The sequence below is a fragment of the Scytonema sp. PRP1 genome, from assembly GCF_036697665.2.
GTDB classification, from domain to species: domain Bacteria; phylum Cyanobacteriota; class Cyanobacteriia; order Cyanobacteriales; family Nostocaceae; genus Kalymmatonema; species Kalymmatonema gypsitolerans.
Window position 1 is genome coordinate 107,480 of the sequence record NZ_JBAHYJ020000014.1, and the last position, 17,487, is coordinate 124,966.

General features: G+C 43.5%; 16 protein-coding genes and 1 pseudogene. 6 read left to right on the forward strand and 11 right to left on the reverse strand.

The features are described 5' to 3' along the window. Positions 1–69: 69 nt before the first annotated feature. On the reverse strand, positions 70–513 hold the full coding sequence (locus V5G28_RS02235) for a hypothetical protein (RefSeq protein WP_332992903.1): 444 nt from the start codon (positions 511–513) through the stop codon (positions 70–72). 373 nt (positions 514–886) lie between these two features. Then, entirely contained in the window at positions 887–3,682 is a 2,796-nt protein-coding gene (gene secA / locus V5G28_RS02240) for a preprotein translocase subunit SecA (protein WP_336229489.1), read from the reverse strand. A gap of 330 nt (positions 3,683–4,012) precedes the next feature. Here secA and V5G28_RS02245 point away from each other — a divergent pair, with 330 nt between their 5' ends. Beyond that, positions 4,013–4,165: a hypothetical protein gene (locus tag V5G28_RS02245; protein WP_332992905.1), complete on the forward strand. Its 153-nt coding sequence runs from the start codon at positions 4,013–4,015 to the stop codon at positions 4,163–4,165. Between the two features lie 23 nt (positions 4,166–4,188). Here the strand turns inward: V5G28_RS02245 and V5G28_RS02250 are convergent, their stop codons facing one another. Together V5G28_RS02250 and V5G28_RS02255 are read right to left on the reverse strand one after the other, a co-directional pair. Next, complete coding sequence (locus V5G28_RS02250; protein ID WP_332992907.1) at positions 4,189–4,737, reverse strand: cytochrome C; 549 nt, start codon at positions 4,735–4,737, stop codon at positions 4,189–4,191. A gap of 394 nt (positions 4,738–5,131) precedes the next feature. Beyond that, positions 5,132–6,268 carry a cob(I)yrinic acid a,c-diamide adenosyltransferase gene (locus V5G28_RS02255; protein WP_096561629.1) on the reverse strand — a complete coding sequence of 379 codons (1,137 nt, stop codon included), beginning with the start codon at positions 6,266–6,268 and terminating at the stop codon, positions 5,132–5,134. Positions 6,269–6,907: 639 nt separating this feature from the next. Here V5G28_RS02255 and fraC point away from each other — a divergent pair. From fraC to V5G28_RS02270, 3 genes are all read left to right on the forward strand, one after another. After that, entirely contained in the window at positions 6,908–7,459 is a 552-nt protein-coding gene (fraC, locus tag V5G28_RS02260; protein WP_336229492.1) for a filament integrity protein FraC, read from the forward strand. 74 nt (positions 7,460–7,533) lie between these two features. Then, positions 7,534–8,559: a septal junction protein FraD gene (gene fraD / locus V5G28_RS02265; RefSeq protein ID WP_096561631.1), complete on the forward strand. Its 1,026-nt coding sequence runs from the start codon at positions 7,534–7,536 to the stop codon at positions 8,557–8,559. Between the two features lie 47 nt (positions 8,560–8,606). Then, on the forward strand, positions 8,607–9,386 hold the full coding sequence (locus V5G28_RS02270; protein WP_332992913.1) for an ABC transporter permease: 780 nt from the start codon (positions 8,607–8,609) through the stop codon (positions 9,384–9,386). A 253-nt stretch (positions 9,387–9,639) separates the two neighbouring features. Here V5G28_RS02270 and V5G28_RS02275 read toward each other — a convergent pair whose 3' ends face one another. Further along, on the reverse strand, positions 9,640–10,296 hold the full coding sequence (locus V5G28_RS02275; RefSeq protein WP_332992955.1) for a pentapeptide repeat-containing protein: 657 nt from the start codon (positions 10,294–10,296) through the stop codon (positions 9,640–9,642). Positions 10,297–10,580: 284 nt separating this feature from the next. After that, complete coding sequence (locus V5G28_RS02280) at positions 10,581–11,159, reverse strand: DUF981 family protein (protein WP_332992915.1); 579 nt, start codon at positions 11,157–11,159, stop codon at positions 10,581–10,583. Between the two features lie 164 nt (positions 11,160–11,323). Here V5G28_RS02280 and V5G28_RS02285 point away from each other — a divergent pair, with 164 nt between their 5' ends. Further along, the gene (locus V5G28_RS02285) at positions 11,324–11,656 is read left to right on the forward strand and encodes a bacteriorhodopsin (RefSeq protein ID WP_332992918.1); all 333 of its coding nucleotides are present in this window, start codon (positions 11,324–11,326) and stop codon (positions 11,654–11,656) included. On the opposite strand, the gene V5G28_RS02290 is transcribed toward V5G28_RS02285, so the two are convergent. Next, a complete protein-coding gene (locus tag V5G28_RS02290; protein WP_332992919.1) occupies positions 11,653–12,537 on the reverse strand; it encodes a carbohydrate ABC transporter permease in 885 nt (294 codons plus the stop codon). The genes V5G28_RS02285 and V5G28_RS02290 overlap by 4 nt on opposite strands. A gap of 25 nt (positions 12,538–12,562) precedes the next feature. On the opposite strand from V5G28_RS02290, the gene purN reads away from it, so the two are divergent. Beyond that, on the forward strand, positions 12,563–13,210 hold the full coding sequence (gene purN, locus V5G28_RS02295; RefSeq protein ID WP_332992921.1) for a phosphoribosylglycinamide formyltransferase: 648 nt from the start codon (positions 12,563–12,565) through the stop codon (positions 13,208–13,210). A 279-nt stretch (positions 13,211–13,489) separates the two neighbouring features. Here the strand turns inward: purN and V5G28_RS02300 are convergent, their stop codons facing one another. The 4 genes and pseudogenes from V5G28_RS02300 to V5G28_RS02315 form a co-directional block, all read right to left on the reverse strand. Further along, a complete protein-coding gene (locus V5G28_RS02300; RefSeq protein ID WP_332992923.1) occupies positions 13,490–13,777 on the reverse strand; it encodes a hypothetical protein in 288 nt (95 codons plus the stop codon). Between the two features lie 337 nt (positions 13,778–14,114). Continuing rightward, positions 14,115–14,633: pseudogene (locus tag V5G28_RS02305) on the reverse strand (HlyD family secretion protein); the annotation flags it as partial. Positions 14,634–14,656: 23 nt separating this feature from the next. After that, a complete protein-coding gene (locus V5G28_RS02310; RefSeq protein ID WP_332992958.1) occupies positions 14,657–16,636 on the reverse strand; it encodes a peptidase domain-containing ABC transporter in 1,980 nt (659 codons plus the stop codon). After that, positions 16,530–17,477 carry an alpha/beta fold hydrolase gene (locus V5G28_RS02315; protein ID WP_332992925.1) on the reverse strand — a complete coding sequence of 316 codons (948 nt, stop codon included), beginning with the start codon at positions 17,475–17,477 and terminating at the stop codon, positions 16,530–16,532. The genes V5G28_RS02310 and V5G28_RS02315 overlap by 107 nt, the downstream gene beginning before the upstream one ends. Between the last annotated feature and the right edge of the window lie 10 nt (positions 17,478–17,487).

Below are 17,487 nucleotides of genomic sequence, written 5' to 3' on the forward strand. Positions count from 1 at the left end.
GCCGCAAGGAGTCTGGAACTGAACTTGCCCTTTTGAGATTTTTCCAAACTTAAGGTCTAAGGGTAGCTACTAATTGTTCAGACCTCTATTCGAGCTTCCTGGTGTCAGCAAAAGCTGTCCATTCGGACGTTCTCGTGTAGGGTTCAACCCTCCATTCGAGCTTCCTGGTGTAATAAAAGTTCCACCAGGACTAACTGTATTGCTATTGGTGTTAATGCGCGTCCCATCCTGGTAATAGTAAGTGGTAGTACCGTTGCCATTATTGATTGTCGTGGCAGGATAAATCGCACTTCCATTTGGTTTGTTAATGACACCATTCGGATAGATGCGCGTCCCAATAGGATAATTGGGAATGTTGCCCACGCCCGGACTGGAAGTGGAATTACTTTGTGCTTCAGCTTCTTGAGGCGATAAAAAACTCATTCCCAATGCTGTCATAGCGACTATCAAAAGCTTGAAGACTTTTGCGCGATGATATGAGGACAGCTTGTCTATTGAAAAAACCTTATCCATAATTTTCTCCTTAAAACCAGTCTCCCGTGTACCAGTTCACGGTTGTTATATCAAGTTCGGCAAATTACCCATAATAAAATTTATATGTAGTAAGGACAAGAGTCCTTGTTTTTGTAGAAGAGGACGCGCATTCCTCACTACAAACTTGAGTTTGGTTATTTAATCGGACATGATATTAGTCCCGCTATCGTAAGTCAGGTAATCCTCAAAGCTTACTTTTACGGGTGTTGGCGTTCTGGGAGCTTCCCAAGTAAAAACCGCAGAGGTTTCTATATCTATGATAGAAAACTCTTAAGCAATTTCACCCCAAAACACAAAGACGCAAAGTTTTTCTTAGCGTCTTTGCACGAAATATTATCTATTGTGCTTCACCTCAAACCATCTCTGAGGGTGCTTGCATCACTGGCTGAGGCTGCGGTTGAAACATGAACAAGGAGTATACCACATCTCGGCGGATGTTGACCATCATATCCAAGAAAAGTTCATAACCTTCGCTCTTGTACTCAATCAGCGGGTCTTTTTGACCATAACCCCGCAATCCTACGGATTCGCGTAAGGCATCCATCTGTTGTAGGTGTTCTCGCCAGAGGGTATCAATCCGCTGCAAGATAAAGAATCGTTCCGCTTGGCGCATTAATCCGGCTTGAATTTGGTCAATTTGGGCTTCTTTGAGGTCGTAAGCAATCCGCACTTGTTCGTGGAGGAAGGCTTTGATCTCGCCAACTGACATATCTTCTAATTGATTGGGCTGCAAGTCCGCCAACAGATAGACAAATTCTTTGACTTTATCAACCAACTTGTCTAATTCCCATTCTTCTGAGGGTAAGTCTGGGTTGATGTAGAAGTCAACGATTTCATCCATCGTTTTTTCGGCGTATTTAATGACCTGTTCTTTGAGGTCTTGCCCTTCTAGCACCCGACGACGTTCGGCGTAGATAGCACGGCGCTGGTTGTTCATTACCTCGTCGTACTCAAACACCTGCTTACGGATGTCGTAGTAGTAGGTTTCAACTTTTTTCTGTGCGCCTTCCAAACTACGAGTAAGCATTCCGGATTCGATGGGCATATCTTCTTCGACTTGGAAAGCATCCATCAGCCGTGCGACGCGATCGCCACCAAAAATCCGCAACAAGTTGTCTTCTAAGCTGAGGAAAAATCTTGTCGAACCGGGGTCTCCTTGGCGTCCTGCGCGTCCCCGCAACTGGTTGTCAATCCGTCGCGACTCGTGACGTTCTGTACCAATCACGTGCAAACCGCCTAATTCCACGACCTCATCGTGTTCGCTATTAGTGAACTGTTCGTACTCCTGCTTAATACGCTTGTAAGCTTCGCGCAATTTCTGGATCACCGGGTCATTCGTGGGAGCTTTTTCCGCCGCCACAGCGACTTTGTCTTCTGCTTCCAGTTCTGTTAAGCTGCGATCGCCATACTCCCGCACAGCTACTTCCACCGCTTCTTTGAGGAGTTTTTCCGTTTCTTTGGTAAGCTGAGTGGGGAAAACCTGTGGCGAAGCTTTCCAAGTTTTCACTTTCTTACCTGGGACAAAGCCTTGACCTCCGCCAGTTCCCGGGGACGGTAATCCAGCAGCCCTATGAATGCCAAACGTATCATCATCTTCCGGCTTCACAATCCGGGGCATCAAGTATTCTCGCAGCTTTAGACGTGACATATACTCGGAATTACCACCCAAAATAATGTCAGTTCCTCTTCCTGCCATATTGGTAGCAATTGTCACTGCTCCTCTGCGTCCGGCTTGGGCGACAATTTCGGCTTCGCGTTCCACGTTCTCAGGTCTAGCGTTGAGCAGTTCGTGGGGAATAGACATCTGCCTTAACAACTGGCTGAGATATTCCGATTTTTCCACGCTTGTGGTTCCTACCAGCACTGGTCTGCCAATTGTGTGCATTTCTGCACATTCTTTGGCAATTGCCCCCCACTTGCCCGCTTCTGTCTTAAAGACCATATCAGATAAGTCTTGGCGTCTTCTGGTTCTGTTGGTGGGAATTACCGTAACTTCCCGTTTGTAAATTTTTTCCAACTCCACTTCTTCCGTTTTTGCCGTTCCGGTCATACCACCGAGTTTGGGATACAGCAAAAACAGGTTTTGGTAGGTAATTGTCGCCAAAGTTTGAGTTTCCGGCTGAATTTCTACTCGTTCTTTTGCTTCAATTGCCTGGTGCAGTCCATCGCTCCAACGCCGTCCTGGCAAAACTCTACCAGTAAACTCGTCTACAATGACGACTTCTCCGTTACGGACAATATAGTTTACGTCTTTAAGGAACAGTTCTTTTGCCTTAATTGCGTTAAAAACGAAGTGCGCCCAAGGGTCTTCTGGGTCAAATAAATCTTTGACTCCCAAAAGCTGTTCTGCTTCAGCAAAGCCTTCATCTGTCAGCAGCACGTTCCGAGCTTTTTCATCAACTTCGTAATGCTCTTCTTTTTGCAGCGCTATTGCGATTTCAGCTGCTTTTAAGTATTTTTCTGTGGGTCTTTCTACCTGTCCGGAAATAATCAGCGGAGTCCGCGCCTCGTCAACTAAGATAGAGTCTACCTCGTCAATCACGCAGTAGTTGAACTCGCGCTGCACCACGTCTTTGATGTCTGTCGCCATGTTATCGCGCAGGTAGTCAAAGCCCACTTCGCTGTTGGTGACATAAGTAATATCACAGTCGTAGTTTTTCTTGCGTTCACTGGGCGTCATACTCTGCTGAATCAGCCCCACAGTTAATCCCAAGAAACGATGCACCTGTCCCATCCATTCCGCGTCGCGACGAGCCAGGTAATCGTTGACAGTGATGACGTGTACGCCTTTTCCTGTAAGGGCGTTCAAATAACTCGGTAAGGTAGCAACCAAAGTTTTCCCTTCACCAGTTTTCATTTCGGCAATTTGCCCGGAGTGCAGGATGACACCGCCTAAAAGTTGAACATCAAAGTGCCGCAACCCTAACACTCGCCGTCCTGCTTCGCGTACAACTGCAAACGCTTCGGCTAGAATGGCATCGAGCGATTCGCCTTTCTTCAGGCGCTGTTTAAACTCTGTTGTTTTGCCCTTTAGTTCATCGTCTGACAGCGGTTTTATGTCTTCCTCAAGAAGGTTAATTTCTGTAATGTAAGGTTGGTATTTCTTAAGTTTACGAGCGTTGGGATCGCCCAACAAGGTCTTTAGCATGGCAGATTATACAGAATCAAAGGGGAATGGAAATTATAAGGATTGCGATTGATTATAAACTCTTAACCCAACCGAAGCGCAGGAGCGCACACAAAGGAGAAACCCGCTTAAGGCGCTGGCTTTGCAACGCGCTACCTCGCTTTTCTAGTTTTGGATGGGTTATACATGAGGATTTGGTAAAAAATAGCAGCAGTACAAGTTAATGAGCTTACTAAATGATTGGTTTTAATTTTGAGCTTACAGCACTGATTGTATGATTAGACCACAAATCGTAGGGTGGGCATTGCCCAGAAAACCCTATGTGATGGACATTTAAGATAATGGTGAGCAATGCCCACCTTACAGGAAACTGCTGTAAATTTAAACTATTTTAATAGTATCATTTTGCCTCCTGATGAAGCAGAGAAGCCCTACCAAGCAGAGGTAGCGATCGCCCAACAGGGAGATGAGCCAGATGAGGGAGAGATTAAGAATGCGGCGTGAATTGATTTGTCCTGGTCACTCGATTACTGCGAGTTCTCCCACTCTGGAGTCAGGCGACGAAAGTTAAAGTCCGCCGCACTGGGATGACAGGTCACACAACTGCCAATCTCTACTGGGTTGGGTAGTTTGACTTTGGGATGCAAAGCTTTGAAATACCGAGAGCTATTGACGCGATATGGTGTTTGCTCGTCTTGTAGTTGGACACGGGAAAAAGCTGTAATATACCTCCATACTAAAATCCGTGGCGGATCGACCAAAGGCTTTAACTGTGCGCCGTAATGTTGTGTGTCTTCCAGGAGATTTTTCCAAGTTTGGGTAGGCAAAACAGCAGGTGGTAGGGCAATGTGACAAGTGGAGCAGTTTTCTATATACACTTGTTGTCCCAGCTGGTATTGTGCAGGCACTACATCAATGGTACCGACCTCTGAGGTAGGAGTTGCCCCTTGCGCATGAGTTGCCAAGGCTAACAGCCATCCCATAGCTAGACTCCAACCCAAAATCACCAAAAGCAAACCGATGGGCTTTCGCTTGAGTTTTCGGTTACGAGATTGGCGCTTAACAATATTTGACATTCGTCACACTCACAAACTTTGCATATGGCGCTTCTTGCACATCTTATGACATGGATAGCGTTGGCAGTGTTTCAGAATGTTTGTCTGCTTACTTGCGTTTGCTGGTGAAAACAGTGGTGAACATCATGAGGAAGCCGCCTAGGACAATAGCGATCGCCACTCCTCCTGTGATTAAGTCAAGCGTATTGTTATCCATAATTGAAAACAACTCAGAATACAGGACTCAGAATACAGAATAACCCCATGCCATAAGGTAAGGGGTTTCAACAAGAAAATACTTTTTTCTTATCCTAGAGATTTATCCGCGCTCTTGCAACCTCGACTCTCCACGCACTGGTATAGAAAACATTGCTGAGTTCTGAGTTCCTAGCTGCGGAGTTCTTTGTTTGTTATTTTAAAAATCTACCCCTTGCTTGAGTTCTACGCCATGATTGGCATAGTGCTTGTGGCAGTATACTTCAGAGTGAACGCTAGCCAGGTCAAAGTATGCTGGCTGATTTTGGCAGCGACCAGTGATAATAACTTCTGTATCGCGGGGTTTCCGGAGTAAAGCTTGAACAATCGGTTCCACTGGTAGGAGTTCCAAGTCAACTGTGGGATTAAGCTCATCAAGGATAATCGTCTTGTACAATCCGGAGGCGATCGCAGTCTTAGCAATTTCCCAACCGCGTTCTGCTTCCAAGTAGTCCATTTCTTGACGGGAGTTGCGCCAGACTATAGCATCTCGTCCACAGCGTTGATGATCGACCACTTCTGGATATGACTGCTGTAAAGCAGCTATAGCAGCATCTTCAGTGTAGCCTGTGCCACCTTTTAGCCACTGCATAATCAATACGCGAGTTGACCCAGGATGATTGATTCCCCGACCTATCGCTTTTAACGCCTTACCCAAAGCACTCGTAGATTTACCTTTGCCAGCACCTGTGTAAATTTCTATACCTTGTATTCCTTGTGCTTTTGCTGTTGGGTGGACATGAGGTTTCATTTCCGAGTGTAAATCGGCAATATCTAGCAACTGTTGTGGGGCTGCGCGTCCAGTCGCAATGATTTCTAACTCCTGTGGTTTGGATTTGAGTGTCCGCACCACTTCATCGACTCCAAGCAAACCTAAATCTAAAACGGGGTTAATTTCATCCAAGACGACAACTGAATACAAACCCGAGGCAAGTGCACCTTTAGCCACATCCCAGCCTCGCGCTGCTTCAGCCCGATCATAAACCGTAATTTCGTCTGGTCCAAAATATTCTGCTCTGCCCGTGCGAACTTGGTCAATAAGATGGGGAAAACCGCGTTGCAAGGCGGCGATCGCCCCATCTTCGTCATAATCTCGTTCTGGTCCTTTTAAGAACCGCAACAACAAAACACGGTTAGAATTGTTGGCAGTATTTATCCCTAAACCAATAGATCGCAAAACAACTCCTAAAGCTGCTTGTGACTTGCCTTTCCCGGAGCCATCATAAACGTGAATTTGACCAGTAAGCCGTGAGGATCGCAATTGAGCCGTGCGAATACCGATGCCGTTCCTTGTCATATGAATGAAAGCTGTAACGTGGCAGTCTTTCATCTTACCCAAGGTTTTGCACTCTTGGGTGTAGGGTGCAGGGTTGAGTCAAACCATGACACGCACAGGACAACATCCACTCGCGTGTACTTATGAAGCGCCGTACAGAACTTTAGGAGAGGCATGCATAGGCGGTTTTTTCTGAATTACAATGAGCGAATTTCCAAGTTAACCCGCCTATGCATGCCAAGGAAGTCCTGTTTTGGAGAGGATTAATGTAGCGGCAGCCAGTCTTGTGCCAGGGTTTCCCCGATTCAGGGAACTGGTGAGTAAGCGTCCTGTTGGCGCAGCGTTCCGTAAGCGCAAAGCGCAGGCTCCGCCTTAGCGTTCGCGCAGCGTGTCCCTTTGGGACTCAGCCATGCCCGAAGGGCTATACGCGTAGCGTCTCCGCTTTTGAGAAGGAAAGGCATACCCGAAGGGCGTTGCGAGGTGTAGGGATTCTTCACACCCCACAAGGTATGGAGATATATGAAGAAAAGCAACAAAAGCAACAACGAAATACTAAAACAAAAACATGGTAAAAGACTGGAAGAATGAGATAATTGCCCGCATCACGCTCAGTATTACGGTTATACTCTCTTAAAGTTACACCTTAGCGATGACTTGTTTATGTTTGAAATTCCTGAACTTCCACTTCCCCGCATTTTTCCCCTTGGAGCAATTTTGTTTAATTTTTTATTTTTACTAGTAGCAATTCCTCTCGAAGCGTATGTCTTAAATACAAGGCTAAAATTTGACAAAAAGACGAGTACTTTTTATGCCGTCTCTATCAATCTTTTTTCCAATGTCATTGGTTGGATCATATTTTTCTTGCTCGATCCAGTGTTACCTGCACAAATAAAATCAGAATTAATCAACTTTATTTTTTTCAATCGTTTACAAGCCCCAACTATACAAACATTAATCATTTTAACGGCTTTTATAATTTTCTTTGGGACTTTTTTAGTTAAGTATTTTTTGTTGAGAATCTTGTTATTGTTATTAAGTGAACTCAAAAAAGCTGAACCGCAACCCCAACAAATTCAACAACGGCGTAATTCCCGTCGTGCTTTGAAGAGTAAATGGCAAAATACCAATGTAGTAACCACAATACTTATAGGGAATGCACTCAGCTATAGTTTGATAGCAATCATCTTATTTATTCGCTCGGTTAATACGTAAAAAAATATCCAATTTGATGGATTGTATTTTCGATGATAGTTAAATAATTTTCAACCAGAATTCAAGGAGAGAATATGCAAATATTGAGAGATGTTTTTGGTTTATTTGGAATCATTGAAGACGTTTACGAGCGAATAAAAAAGATATTTATTCCGCCGAGAGCTTACTCCTGGCAGACTTTAATTTATCTCAGTATTTTTTCTTGGTTAATGTCATTTCTTTCTACAGGTTATATCAAAGATATAATTGCATTTGGCGGCTGGTTATTTTTAATTTTTGGTACTGCTTGGTATACGACAGACAAACCGTTACTCATTCCTGGTACCAATATGCCAATAGGGGCAGTGATCACTGGATTCTTAGTCAGTGTTTTTGCCTTTGGTAATCAAGAAGATGTTTTTACACCAAGAACAATTGTTCTCTGGCCAACAATTTCGGCAGTCATTACTGCAATTCCAGAATTTTTTGAAGGAACTGGTACAGAAGCAAAAGCTCAACTTCCGAAGATAGAAGACCGCCAAAAAATCATTATGTTACTTGGCAGTTGTATGGTAATCAGTTGCTGGTTACAATTCTATTTTGTGACAGAGAATTGGATCAATGAATATCCCAGTCTGCTAGTAGATAATTATCAGGACAGTGCCTTTGTTGTCAAAACACAACCTACTGACAAAATTCCGAAAAATGGCGTTCTAATTTTAGATAAACTGACTTCGCAAGTGGAAGCACAAATAGCTGGACAACCCTGGTCGCAAGTAGAGCAGTGGTTAATCGATGCTAGACAAAGGGTGGGCAACTTAGGCAGGCAAGTCATAGAAACAAACTTGGCAGAATATGAAGAAAGGTCTTTATGGGGCGTTGAACCGCGTATATCCGGTGTCAAGGACGGATACAAACTGGATTTACTAAGTATCTGGAAGGGTCCTAGTTCCAATCCCCGTGGATATTACCTCGTAAAATCCTGTCGAGTTGATCCGGTGTTAGATGGAAGCACCTCCAGTCAAACAGCCAGGAAACCCGAGCAGAGAAATACAATCGCCGAAATTGAGTGCGAAAGAAAAACTTCCTTTTTTGCAGGTTCACCACCACCGCAGCAGTGAAGAGATGACGGGGATGAGGGGGGAGAATCATTAATGACGAATTTCCTATGAATTTTGGCAGAATTATTGTATTGGCAAGCAATGTGTTTCGGGAAGTGGTGCGCGATCGCATCCTTTACATTATTGGTTTTTATGCTTTAATACTCGCAGCCGCCCTGCTCTTACTTCCTGAATTTGCCGCCACCACAGAGGACAAAATGTTTTTAGACTTTGGTTTGGCGGTGATGAGTTTCCTGGGCTTAATTGTTGCTATATTTGTTGGCACAGGATTGATTAACAAAGAAATTGAGAAACGCACTGTTTTGCTATTAATTGCCAAACCTTTAAGCCGCAGTGAATTGATTGTTGGCAAATACTTTGGTGCCTTAGCAGTGCTAGCGCTACTCATCGTCACCATGACGGTGATTTACCTAGGATTTTTGCAATTTAGGAATATTCCTTATCCTGTGGCAAGTCTTCTTCTTGCCACAATTTTTCTATTTTTACAGTTATCTTTAATAACTGCTGTGGCGATGACCTTGGGTGTATTTACGAGTTCCTTGTTAGCGACAGCTTTAACATTTGCAGTGTATCTGGTGGGTAACTTTACCAAAGATCTACTACAAGTGAGTCGTTTAAGTAGCAATCCTAACATTGGACGCATCATTCAAGCTTTGTATCTTGTCTTGCCAGATTTATCTCGATTAGATTTAAAAAATGAAGCTGTGTATGGTTTGGCTGCGCTACCTGACGCGATGTCACTGATTTTAAATGCTGTCTATGGGTTAATATACACTATCCTACTGTTAGCAATAGCTATCTTTATTTTCTCGCAACGAGAATTTTAACTATTTGTAGAGACTATTTGTAGAGACTATAGCGGTTCTTAATTGAGTGCAATACAACCTTTTCTTGTAGGATGGGGTTCTAGCCCGTCTTAAATTGAGGGCGGGCAGGATGCCCACCCCACAAAATATGTATTTCATCCGAGTGAGAAGCGCTATATTTGTAGAGACTATTTGTAGAGACTATTTGTAGAGACTATTTGTAGAGACGTGCCATCGCACGTCTCTACACTAAAGACGAGTCACTTTCCCTAAATTAAAAAAAGAATATTTGAGGTTGGTGAATTGTTCCGTCAGGCATGATAGCACCTTGTAGTTTTGCATTCGTCAAATTTGCCTCCCAAAGGTTTGCCTCACTCAAGTTTGCTTCCATGAGATTTGCCCATGTTAAGTCAGCAGCAGTTAAGTTAGCTTGATTCAAATTTGCTTCTAGCAGCATCGCTCCACATAGCTGTGCGCCTGTGAGATTCGCTCTCACTAAATTGGCTTCGATGAGCGATGCTTCAACTAATTTAGCTTCGGTTAAGTCGGCTTCGCTTAAATCAGCATCACACAAGGAAGCTCCCCATAGCTTACTTCCACATAATTTCACTCGCCATAAAAAAGCCCCGCACAAATTTGCATGGGTTAAATCAGCAGCAGTCAAGTTAGCTTCACACAAAGAAACTTCATACAAATAAGCGTCCTGTAGATTGGCTTGCATTAAATTTGCGCCACTTAGGTTTGCACCAGTGAGGACTGCTCCACTGAGATTTGCGCTTTGCAAATCTGCTCCTATCAAGTTAATTCCACTTAAATCGACTGCTCTCAAATCGATTCCACTTAAGTCGCATCCACTTAAATCCCTTTGTTGAAAACATTGATCTGTAATTTTACTGAAAATGAATTCCTGTTTTTCAGCAAAGTTTCTCATGGTATTGACCTCTGGGTGTAACATATCCAAACTGGAAATACTGAAAATCATTGTATTTTTGAGATTACACCCCAGAAGTAGATATGCTGAGTAAAAATCTCAAAAAAATTACGAAAAAATTAATAAAAATCAGTAAAAAGCTTAATTTAGGCGCTTACAGTCCTTTTTTGTGTCAAAATACTTTGATAAAGGTCAGGAAAGCTTAATATTTTAGCAAATAGCTAAAGTCGTGTTTAGGAAATGGACTTAGAACAGATTACTCAGTACTCACAACTCAGCACTCATTAAGGTGTTTGCATGCGCAACGGCTTCCAATTGGAGTAATCAGTAAGATGTCCCCAGTAAGCTAGATACCCTGTGAAAGCGAAGATTAAAGCAGCAGCTACCAGTACTATTGCGCCAATGATCCGCAAAGTGCGTATCGATTGGAAATACAGTGTTGGTGCTGCAAAGACTCCTCCTAACCCTGTGAGGATAAATCCGATTCCTGATAATAACGGATTCCTTGTCAAACCCAGGTTAATAATACGTACACCAATTACAATGGCAGCAAGTCCAGCGAAGAAGCCATAGATTGCTACTGTGAGTAAATCCCAACCTTGGGCTAATGCGATCGCAGTACCGATAAATAAAATCCCAAATAAAACTGTTGTTTCGCCATAAGCAATATTGAAACTACCAGTAACGGGCCAAGTGAAAATCATGTGTAAGCCGGTAACAAGTGCTACTGCCCCTGTCATACCAAAGCCAGGAACCCAACGCTTTTGATTGGTGCGATTTAGACCAAAATATACGTAACCAGCAAGCAGAAACAGCCCTGCTACCAAATTAATTAACATTAAGGTGATGTAGTTAATAAACATAATCTACCTTTTGATAGTATTTTGATAGTATTTAATACTATTGGAATACATACTTTGGCTACTTGAAAATACGCATTTAGAAGCATTTTTTCAATAGCAATACTGGAATAATTGCAAACAACATTTACAAAAATCAATAATTAGTGAAAAGCTAAAAACTCTACATGACTCAAACTTGGCTATGGATTGGTGTCATGAGTATGGCACTAGGAAGTGTTTTTTTCGGATTCGGCGCAAATAATGCTAAAAATGAGCGATGGCAAATACTGTATACATTAAATTTTTTCATTTGCTTGATTGCTGCTGGTCTGTATCTAGCAATGGCATTGGGTCTAGGAGTTAATATTATCAATGGTCGTCCAACCTATTGGGTGGGGTTCGTGACTTGGTTTTGTTCCACGCCGCTGTTGCTGCTAGATTTAACTTTTTTAACTTCTCTCCACCCTACGATTTGTAGTGTGATCATAAGAATAAGCGCTGTAATTCATAATTCCTAACTTTCCTCACCCCAAGTTCGCAACTGTAAGTACACTAGCACCAGCGTTACTGCTAACAGTACAGTTGCGGCGGCGGCTGCATAACCAAAATCAAATTGACCAAAAGCTTCTTGATAAATGTAATAAACGAGTAAATTAGTAGAATTCAAAGGACCACCACCAGTCATTACATAAACTTGTTCAAAACTCCGCAACGTGAAAATCACAGTTGTGACTGTGGCAAATATTAAAGTCGGTCGTAATCCGGGTAGGGTAATATACCAAAATTGTTGCCAAGAATTCGCGCCATCAAGTTCCGCCGCTTCGTAACGACTTGGAGGAATTGCTTGCAACCCTGCCAAGAACACCACCATATTGAAACCCAGTTGTTTCCAAATACTTAATATAATTAGCACTGGCATTGCCCAAAAGGTGTCTCCTAGCCAGGAAATTGACGAAATGCCAACACTATTTAAGAGTGCGTTCACTGGTCCTTCTGGTTGAAACAACCAGCGAAACCCTAAACCTGCGGCTACCAGAGAAATGATTGAAGGTAAGAAATAGGTGGTTCGCAAGGCTTCGCGTAATGCTATGCTACGGTTTAACAGCACTGCCAGTCCTAAAGGAATAATGAGACTGGGAATGACCGTGGCAACTGTAAAATAAAAAGTGTTACCAAGAACTTGCCAAAAATCCGGATTAAGAAGCAAGCGCCAATAATTTTTAAGCCCCACCCAGTAAGCCCCTGTAGAGGTGAAATTACCAGCAGTAAAGCTGAGGAAGAACAAATAGACAATAGGACCAAGGATAAAGATGCCCAGAAAAATCACTGCGGGAGTGAGAAAAATCCAGGCGGCAACTGTATCATTATCTAACCACGACTTAGTATATATTTTTGGCATCTCCTGATTTATCCTCCCTGCCGTTATGACGCTTCGCCCTGATTCTACCCTTAGCCTGGTTTCTCCCGATATAAGTGCTGACACACTCGGGACACAATCTCCCTTGAAATTGGGAATTTTGGCTTCTAGGAATGGCAGTAATTTTGAGGCTGTTGCCCAAGCAATCAAAGATGGGCAACTAAACGCCCAAATTCAAGTTTTAATCTACAACAATCCAGATGCTTATGCCGCAGTCCGGGCAGCAAACTGGGGTGTCCCTGCTGTGCTTCTCAACCACCGCGACTACAAAAGCCGCGAAGAATTGGATGGGCAAATTGTGCAAACTTTGCGGCAGTATGATGTGGAATGGGTAGTTATGGCAGGTTGGATGCGACTGGTAACGTCAGTTTTTATCGATGCGTTTCCTGACAAAATTATCAATATTCATCCCAGCTTGTTACCGAGTTTTAAGGGTGGGCGTGCTGTAGAAGAAGCCCTTGCCTCTGGGGTGAAAATTACTGGTTGTACAGTGCATCTCGTTTGTTTAGAGATGGACAGTGGTCCGATTTTGATGCAAGCAGCCGTGCCAGTGCTACCTGATGATACACCAGAAACACTCCACGCTAGGATTCAAGTTCAGGAACATCGGATTTTGCCACAGGCGATCGCTATTCTTGCCACGGCAATTTTCTAGAAACCTGTCCCCTGTCCCTCTGGGACAGGGCAACTAACTGCACGGAGTGCGATTGTCCAGCAAGGGCGCTTTTTGCGATTCGCCCTTGCTGGACAATCGCAAAATGCTCCTTTGAAACATTGTTGAATTAGCCACTTGCAGGCACTTTCGAGCATGCCAAAGTTGCCAAGAACCCACATCGCACTCATTGTCTATTTTTGCCACACGACCAGTTTGAAAGACAAAAATCCTTTAATTATGTCTTGAAGCAAGATTTCTCTACAATCTTGCTATGTCGGCTCAATAATCATCAAACCAAAAATTACTTTTTTTACCCTGACAAACTAGAAGACAAAATTCCTTTATTTTAGACAAATTAACTATTTTCAACTCCTTGAATTTCTCTTGAATAAGGCTATCGGCTGACTGTTGGAGTTCTTGTACTTCTACTTTAATACCTGCAACTCTTGCAGCATCATAAATAATCTTGCGTGTTGCGATCGCATCTAATAAACCAGGAACCTGGCAGGAAAGTTTCAGTTGTTCTAGCATATCTTTCCCAGAGACATTCAACACTTTTAACATCATCTTATTCCTCTGATTATTAACAATTTTTTTGATGGGTACGAAAGAAACCAGGTTTAGAGTCAATTTCTGCGTCAGTTCTGAGTCCAGATACTATTAAAATAGTCAACAGTTATCATTGGTAACTAATAACGGATAACTCGTTAACTGTTAGTTAAAGCTCTAAACCACCTTTTTGCAGCTTTTTAAACGGATCTAAAATGAAATCAATCACGCGTCGCTGACGAACAATCACTTCTGCCGTTGCTGTCTGACCAGGGGTTAAGGGAATATGTTTGTTACCAGATTGGATATGAGCCTGATTCAGGGAGATTTCCAATTCAAAAGTTTCTATTTTTCCTTGGGATTGGTTTTGTTGCTGTTGAACCTGAATTGCCAGTAGCAATTGGTTTTTGATGAGTTCTAGTTGTGAGTGCCGATTTATGAGTCCTTCTAGCTTTGCCTGCGCCTGTTTAAAATCGGTTTGCAGTACATCTGACTGTAGTTCTACCAGTAACTGTCCGGCTCGAACTTGCTCTCCTTCTTTCACCCTCACAGCAGTGATACTGGCGGTGACTTGAGAATCTAATCTTTGCGTTGCGCCTAGTGGTTCGATACGTCCTCTAGCAGTTCCTGTCTCATCAACTTGAGACAGCATAGCCCACGGTAAGGCGATCGCACTAAAACCTATCAGCAAATACAGCAAAGAACGCGTCCAAAGACGAGGTAAAGCATCTAGTAATTCCTCTGTACCGTAAAACCAATCTTTGGCATTAACTGCTACAGCATTATTTTCCTCAACTGAATTAGGTGGAGTGCTCAGTTGCTGATCATCGGTTGGGGTGAATGGTGATGATGAATTATTGGATGGATGAGGCATAGTTTGTGATCAAAGGAATACTGTCAACCTACTTGAGCAAGTTGTTGTTGATTGAGGTAGTAGTAATGACCTTTTTTGGCGATTAATTCCTTGTGAGTACCGCTTTCCACCAAAACACCTTGATCTAACACCAGAATCAAGTCAGCATTGCGAATGGTAGAAAGTCGATGGGCAATAATCAAGCTGGTACGTCCTTGGAGAATTGTTTTCAAATTGTTTTGAATGATGCGTTCTGATTCTGCATCGAGGTGACTGGTTGCTTCATCGAAAATTAACAACCGGGGATTACCTAATAAAGCACGAGCAATTGCTAGACGTTGGCGTTGTCCACCAGAGAGCATTCCGCCGCCTTCACCGATTTGGGTTTCGTAACCCATAGGTAATTGCTGAATAAATTCCGAAGCCCCTGCTAGATCCGCCGCTTGGGTAATCTCTTCTAAAGTGGCTTCTGGGTGAGCGATGCTAATGTTTTCCCGAATCGTACCGCCGAACAAAAAGGTTTCTTGATCGACAACACCAATTTGTTGTCGTAGCGATCGCATCTGAAGACTCGTCACATCATGACCATCAATCAATACTTTGCCATTTGTCGGGGTATATAAACCTAAAATCAGCTTGGAAAGGGTTGTTTTCCCGGAACCGCTACGCCCTACAACCGCTACGGTTTGCTCAGGCTGAATTTCAAAACTGAGGTTTTCCAGTACGTTGATATCACTTTCTGGGTGATAGCGGAAAGTCACATCACGAAAGCGAATGTAACCCCGCAGTCTTGGCAAAGATTGGCGTGGTTGATGTTGTAAGTCTTCTTCTGGTTCGGCGTCTAGAACATCATTAATCCGTTCGGTGGAAACCATCACCTCTTGTAATTGATTCCACAGTACTGTCAAGCGTTGGAAAGGATGAATGATGTTACCCAACAACATATTGAAGGCAACGAGTTGCCCAATTGTCAGTTGGTTGTGAATCACTAGCCATGCTCCAAACCATAATAATGCTGTATTTGCCACTGATTCGATGCTAGAACTGAAAACTTGCAGTTGGTTAGCAATGACTTGTGCGCCAAACATTTTTTTTATCAAATTATTTAGCAGTTCTTCCCAACGCCAGCGCACCGTTTGTTCAATTGCCATTGAGCGAATCGAGCGAATTCCTGTCAGGGCTTGAATTAAATAACTGTTCTCGTTGGCTAAAGCATTAAAAACTTCACGGTTGATGCGGCGGAACAAAGGTGTAGCAAGCAGCGCCAGAATAAAAAATGGCGGCACAATCAACAGCACTAACAATGCCATTTGCCAGCTATACCAAAACATCAAACCCACATAGATAAACACCGTCAGTAAATCAAGAATGATTGACAGTGCTTCGCCAGTCAGGAAACGCTGAATTTTTTGGTTTTCTTGAACGCGAGAAACAATATCGCCGACGTAACGCGACTCAAAAAAGGCTAGAGGAAGGCGGAAGGTATGTTTGATAAAACCTACCATCAACGCAGTTCCAATGCGGTTCGCTGTGTGATCTAGCAGGTATTGTCGTAGTCCGTTCATGGCGACGCGGAACAAACCAAAAATCAGCAACCCTAACCCAATGGCAGTTAAGGTGAGGGTACTACCTTGGACAATCACTCTGTCTAACAGTAACTGGGTGAACAGAGGTGTGACTAGTCCAAACACCTGGATAAATACCGAAGCAATGAAGACTTCCACCAGGACTTGCCAATGTGGTTTGACTAACTCCCACAACTGCCAGAATGGTGTACTCGCTTCTTGGCTTTCTTTGAGTTCTGCTGTCGGTTGCACTAATAAGGCATAACCAGTCCACCCTGCTTTAAACTCAGCATAAGTGAGGGTGCGTTGACCGATGGCAGGATCGCCGACAATCACCCGTTTAGGAGTGATTTCATAGACGACGATGTAATGCTTGCCTTGCCAGTGGGCGATCGCTGGTAGGGGTTGTTGTGCCAATTTGTCCAGGCTGGCTTTTACTGGACGAGTCGCAAAACCGATACTTTCTGCTGCGGCTGCTAAACCTTGTAGAGATGCGCCAGTCCGCCTGACGACCAGGCACGTAGCGAACTGTCAAGTTTTCTACATAGTTTTCTGTACCAGCAACCAACTCTTTACCCAAAGCTGCATCCTCCTCGCCCCAGATCATCAACGTTGGCACTTTCAAAACTCCCCAACCTCGGTCAAGTAACCAGGACTGAAAAAAGTTGCGATACCAATTGACCATTGCAGTTAATGCTCCGGGTTTGGCTGCAGCCTCTTTGTAGATTTCAAGATCTGTAGCAGAAAACACATCTTTATCAACTACGAAATTTGTGAAACCACCTTTGAGGAATTGATAATCTGAGCGACGAAACAAGGCTTCTGGTAGCCAGGGGAGTTGAAACAGAAAAAAGTACCAACTTCGGAGTAACTGTTGGGGGGTTCGCAAAGCAGAAATGATTTTCGCTAAATGAGGAGCATTCATTACAATGAGCTGCTCTACCATTTCAGGATGAGTATAGGCAAATTCCCAAGCAACTGCTCCGCCACGATTATGCCCAACTAGGACACAACTTTCAAATCCGAGTCCTTCAATAACTGCTTTCACATCTGAGATCGCATCTTCCACTCTATAAGCATTTTTGTTTTTGGGTTTGTCGCTATCGTTATGCCCGCGCAGATCAACCGCTACAACCTTGTAGTTTTCTGAAAACTCAGGGATTTGATGCCGCCACGAGTACCAGAATGCAGGGAATCCATGCAGCATTAGCATAAGCTTGCCTTCTCCCTGCGTGACGTAATGAATTTTGACCCCGTTGTTATCGATGAAGTTGTGTTGCCAGTTTCCCTGATATTCCACGTGCGAGAAC

What these genes read in the sequence shown, in the direction of transcription:
- V5G28_RS02235 (WP_332992903.1), bottom strand. Translation starts at nt 513, where the DNA reads ATGGATAAGGTTTTTTCAATAGACAAGCTGTCCTCATATCATCGCGCA.
- secA (WP_336229489.1), bottom strand. Translation starts at nt 3,682, where the DNA reads ATGCTAAAGACCTTGTTGGGCGATCCCAACGCTCGTAAACTTAAGAAA.
- V5G28_RS02245 (WP_332992905.1), top strand. Translation starts at nt 4,013, where the DNA reads ATGCCCACCTTACAGGAAACTGCTGTAAATTTAAACTATTTTAATAGT.
- V5G28_RS02250 (WP_332992907.1), bottom strand. Translation starts at nt 4,737, where the DNA reads ATGTCAAATATTGTTAAGCGCCAATCTCGTAACCGAAAACTCAAGCGA.
- V5G28_RS02255 (WP_096561629.1), bottom strand. Translation starts at nt 6,268, where the DNA reads ATGACAAGGAACGGCATCGGTATTCGCACGGCTCAATTGCGATCCTCA.
- fraC (WP_336229492.1), top strand. Translation starts at nt 6,908, where the DNA reads ATGTTTGAAATTCCTGAACTTCCACTTCCCCGCATTTTTCCCCTTGGA.
- fraD (WP_096561631.1), top strand. Translation starts at nt 7,534, where the DNA reads ATGCAAATATTGAGAGATGTTTTTGGTTTATTTGGAATCATTGAAGAC.
- V5G28_RS02270 (WP_332992913.1), top strand. Translation starts at nt 8,607, where the DNA reads ATGAATTTTGGCAGAATTATTGTATTGGCAAGCAATGTGTTTCGGGAA.
- V5G28_RS02275 (WP_332992955.1), bottom strand. Translation starts at nt 10,296, where the DNA reads ATGAGAAACTTTGCTGAAAAACAGGAATTCATTTTCAGTAAAATTACA.
- V5G28_RS02280 (WP_332992915.1), bottom strand. Translation starts at nt 11,159, where the DNA reads ATGTTTATTAACTACATCACCTTAATGTTAATTAATTTGGTAGCAGGG.
- V5G28_RS02285 (WP_332992918.1), top strand. Translation starts at nt 11,324, where the DNA reads ATGACTCAAACTTGGCTATGGATTGGTGTCATGAGTATGGCACTAGGA.
- V5G28_RS02290 (WP_332992919.1), bottom strand. Translation starts at nt 12,537, where the DNA reads ATGCCAAAAATATATACTAAGTCGTGGTTAGATAATGATACAGTTGCC.
- purN (WP_332992921.1), top strand. Translation starts at nt 12,563, where the DNA reads ATGACGCTTCGCCCTGATTCTACCCTTAGCCTGGTTTCTCCCGATATA.
- V5G28_RS02300 (WP_332992923.1), bottom strand. Translation starts at nt 13,777, where the DNA reads ATGATGTTAAAAGTGTTGAATGTCTCTGGGAAAGATATGCTAGAACAA.